The sequence below is a fragment of the Flavobacterium sp. genome (genome assembly GCF_044338735.1).
Lineage (GTDB): Bacteria > Bacteroidota > Bacteroidia > Flavobacteriales > Flavobacteriaceae > Flavobacterium.
On record NZ_JBIIWV010000188.1, the window covers coordinates 1 to 3,825 of the forward strand.

The 3,825-nt window shown below is 33.0% G+C and carries 4 protein-coding genes and 1 other RNA gene; 3 read left to right on the forward strand and 2 right to left on the reverse strand.

Annotated features, from left to right (window positions below):
- Together ACIQZC_RS09780 and ACIQZC_RS09785 are read left to right on the forward strand one after the other, a co-directional pair.
- Positions 1-723 (forward strand): phospholipase D-like domain-containing protein (locus ACIQZC_RS09780; protein ID WP_396139041.1); only part of this gene is annotated, 723 nt, incomplete at its 5' end.
- A 13-nt stretch (positions 724-736) separates the two neighbouring features.
- On the forward strand, positions 737-1,627 hold the full coding sequence (locus ACIQZC_RS09785; RefSeq protein ID WP_396139042.1) for a Ppx/GppA phosphatase family protein: 891 nt from the start codon (positions 737-739) through the stop codon (positions 1,625-1,627).
- Here the strand turns inward: ACIQZC_RS09785 and ACIQZC_RS09790 are convergent, their stop codons facing one another.
- A complete protein-coding gene (locus ACIQZC_RS09790; protein WP_396139043.1) occupies positions 1,628-2,272 on the reverse strand; it encodes a DNA polymerase III subunit gamma/tau in 645 nt (214 codons plus the stop codon).
- Between the two features lie 71 nt (positions 2,273-2,343).
- Entirely contained in the window at positions 2,344-3,417 is a 1,074-nt protein-coding gene (dnaX, locus tag ACIQZC_RS09795) for a DNA polymerase III subunit gamma/tau (protein WP_396139044.1), read from the reverse strand.
- A 162-nt stretch (positions 3,418-3,579) separates the two neighbouring features.
- Here dnaX and rnpB point away from each other — a divergent pair.
- Positions 3,580-3,825, forward strand: an RNA gene (rnpB, locus tag ACIQZC_RS09800) — RNase P RNA component class A; the annotation flags it as partial.

Below are 3,825 nucleotides of genomic sequence, written 5' to 3' on the forward strand. Positions count from 1 at the left end.
TTAATTTCAACTGGTAATTTCAATGAAAATTCCGCTAAAATTTATACCGATGTTACGGTTTTTACAAGTAACAATGAAATCTTAAAAGATGCTTCTAAAGTTTTTGATTTTTTTGATGTAAATTATCGTGTACATCGTTACAAGCATTTAATCGTATCTCCACATTATACCAGAGGAAAATTTAATAAATTAATTGAAAGAGAAATTTCAAACGCACTTTTAGGTAAAGAAGCGTTTATAAAATTAAAGATGAATAGTATTTCGGATTTTAAAATGACCGATAAACTCTATGAAGCAAGTAATGCGGGTGTTAAAATTCAATTAATCATTAGAGGTATTTGTTGCTTGATTCCGGGAATTAAAGGATTGAGTGAAAATATTGAAGCTATCAGTATTGTAGATAATTATCTTGAACATTCTCGAGTTTATATTTTTGCTAATGACGGAAATCCTGATGTATTTATTTCTTCTGCCGATTTTATGACTCGAAATTTAGATGCTCGGGTCGAAGTAACTTGTCCTATTTATGATGAAGGTATTAAAAAAGAATTGATTGAAACCTTTGAAATAGGCTGGAAAGCTAACGTTAAAGCCCGAATTCATTCTATTGATTTAGCAAATAAATACCGAAGACGCGGTGATGAAAAACCGTTTAGAGCGCAATTAGAGATGTATAATTATTATCAAAAGAAATTGGACGTAATTGCAGAAACTGTTAAATAACCCAAAACAAGGAATGATCACCATAAAAAAATATGCCGCAATTGATATTGGTTCTAATGCAATGAGATTGTTGGTAACCAATATTGTAGAGCAAAACGGCTACACTACTCAATTTAATAAAAGTTCTTTAGTTCGTGTTCCAATTCGTTTGGGTCAAGATGCGTTTACGGTTGGCGAAATTACGACCGAAAATATTGAACGTATGATTGATGCTATGAAAGCGTTTAAATTATTAATGAAAGTTCATAAAGTAGAAAAATATCAAGCTTGTGCAACATCGGCTTTACGTGAAGCATACAACGGAAAAGAGGTTGTTGAGATTATTAAAAATAGAGCCGATATAGATATTGATATTATTGATGGAAAAAAAGAAGCAGCAATCATTGCATCTTCAGATTTAACTCGATTTATTAATTTAGATAAGGCATTTTTATACGTTGATGTAGGTGGTGGAAGTACTGAATTCTCACTATTCTATGAAGGAAAAATCATTACTTCTAGATCATTTAAAATTGGGACTGTTCGATTATTAAACGAAATGGTTTCAGACATTGTTTGGCACGAAATTGAAAAATGGATCAAAAGTACTACCAAATCGTTTGATAATATTATACTAGTTGGTTCTGGTGGAAATATTAATAAATTATTTAAACTTTCCGAAAAACATCAAGATAAACCGCTTTCTTACATGTATATTCAAGCGCAATATCACAAATTGAACAGCATGACTTATGAACAGCGTGTTGCCGATTTAGGGTTGAATCCAGACCGTGCCGATGTAATCATACCAGCAACACAAATTTACTTAAATGCAATGAAATGGAGTGGTGCACGTAATATCTATGTGCCAAAAATTGGATTAGCAGATGGTATTGTAAAGGCAATGTATTATGGAAAAATTTAATTAAACATCCAAATCAAACGTTTTTCGTAACGCCTCTATATTTGGATTTATTTGTTTTAAACGCTCAAATTTTTCTTGCGGGGTAAACGCATATTTATTTTCAATTGTTTCATTAACCACTACTTCAATTGTAACATCATGATTGTGTAATTTTCCTCGTAAATATCCTAATAATTCATTACAACCCGTTAAAAATTCTTCTCTCGTACTTTGATTAGGTAATTCCAAAGTAATTATGGTTCCATTCAACATTGGATCATTCATTTGCATGTATGTAGCTAATAAACGTTTACCAGAATCAGTCATTTTTTGAGCAAACTTATTCCATTGCAATAACATATCAGTTTCATTAAACGCTTCTGAAGGTAATTCCTCTTTGTGTTTTTGATGAAAATGGCTTTGCGCTTCGAGTTCCTTTTTAGCTTTAATACTTGCCAATGAAAGTGCCGAAACTTTTGTACCTGTTGGGTTTAAATTATTGAGAACTGGTTTTGGAATTTCTGGAATTGCAATTTCTTCTGTTGCAATCTCTTCTATTGGAATCTCTTCTATTGGAATCTCTTCTATTGGAATCTCTTCATTTGATATTGGCATAATTTCAGCAGGTTCTGAAATTTCAATAGCAGATTCTTCTTGAGGTTGCACTTCAATTTTTTGAACTTCAACAATAGAGTAGGAATTATTTTTAAAGTAAGTTGCCGGAATTATAAATTTAGCTACTTTTTTTTTTCTCCATCAAAACTGATAGAGGCTAATTGCATCAAACAAATCTCAACGAGTAGTCGCTGATTTTGACTGATTTTGAATTTTAAATCACATTCATTGGCTAGTTCAATGCCTTTGATTAAAAATTCATGCATTGCTTTTTGTGATTGTGCTGCATATAAAGATTGAGCTTGTTCTCCAGCTTCTAATAATGGTAAAGTAGCTGGATTTTTACAAACTAATAAATCTCTAAAATGAGAAGCTAACCCGGCAATAAAATGATGTCCGTCAAACCCTTTTGCTAAAATATCATTATAAGCTACTAATAAATCTGGAATTTTGTTTTCTAAAATTAAATCGGTGACACGAATGTAATATTCGAAATCCAATACATTTAAATTTTCGGTAACGGCTTGTCTGGTAAGGTTTTTACCGCAATAAGAAACGACTCTATCAAAAATAGAAAGCGCATCACGCATCGCACCATCTGCTTTTTGGGCAATAATATGTAAAGCATCGTCTTCATATTCAACACCTTGTTCTTTGGCAATTTCTGCTAAATGTTCTTTCGCATCTTTAACTGTAATACGTTTGAAATCAAATATTTGACAACGCGATAAAATCGTTGGAATAATTTTATGTTTCTCGGTAGTAGCTAAAATAAAAATGGCATGTTTTGGTGGCTCTTCTAATGTTTTCAAAAAAGCATTAAAAGCAGATGGCGAAAGCATGTGCACCTCGTCAATAATATATACTTTATATTTTCCCGTTTGTGGAGGTATTCTTACTTGGTCTATAATACTTCTAATATCATCTACACCATTGTTTGAAGCAGCGTCTAATTCAAATACATTAAACGAAAAATCTTCATACGGATCATCATAACCTTCTTGATTTATTTTTCGGGCTAATATGCGTGCACAAGTCGTTTTTCCAACACCCCTCGGACCTGTAAACAATAAAGCTTGAGCCAGGTGATTGGTTTCAATAGCATTCAACAACGTATTCGTAATAGCCTGTTGACCCACAACATCTTTAAATGTTTGCGGACGGTATTTTCGGGCTGATACGATGAATTGTTCCATACTGCTAATTGAATTACAAATATAAGCAGCGTGTTGCCAAAAAACAAGTTACAAATTCCAAAATAACTAGAAGTTGTGTACAAGTTATTCACAATAGAATTCTTTACTACAAAAATAAATTCCATTAAGTTCTGTATTCTAAATTCTAAATTCTAAATTTGCAACGCAGACCGCCTTATCGTTCCCGATTTATCGGGAGAGGAAAGTCCGGACACCAAAGAGTAGCATAGCGGGTAACACCCGTCCATCGAAAGGTGAGGACCAGTGCAACAGAAAGTATGTACAGATAATGCTGTAGTGAAACCAGGTAAACTCTATGCGGTGAAATGTCAAGTATATCAGCAGTTTCTGAGTAATCAGAATAAGGGCGACTCGTCCGATGTTGAAGGGTAGGCAGCTTGAGTCATG

Excerpts from the sequence above, each read along its gene's own strand:
- ACIQZC_RS09785 (WP_396139042.1), top strand. The coding sequence starts at position 737 with ATGATCACCATAAAAAAATATGCCGCAATTGATATTGGTTCTAATGCA.
- dnaX (WP_396139044.1), bottom strand. The coding sequence starts at position 3,417 with ATGGAACAATTCATCGTATCAGCCCGAAAATACCGTCCGCAAACATTT.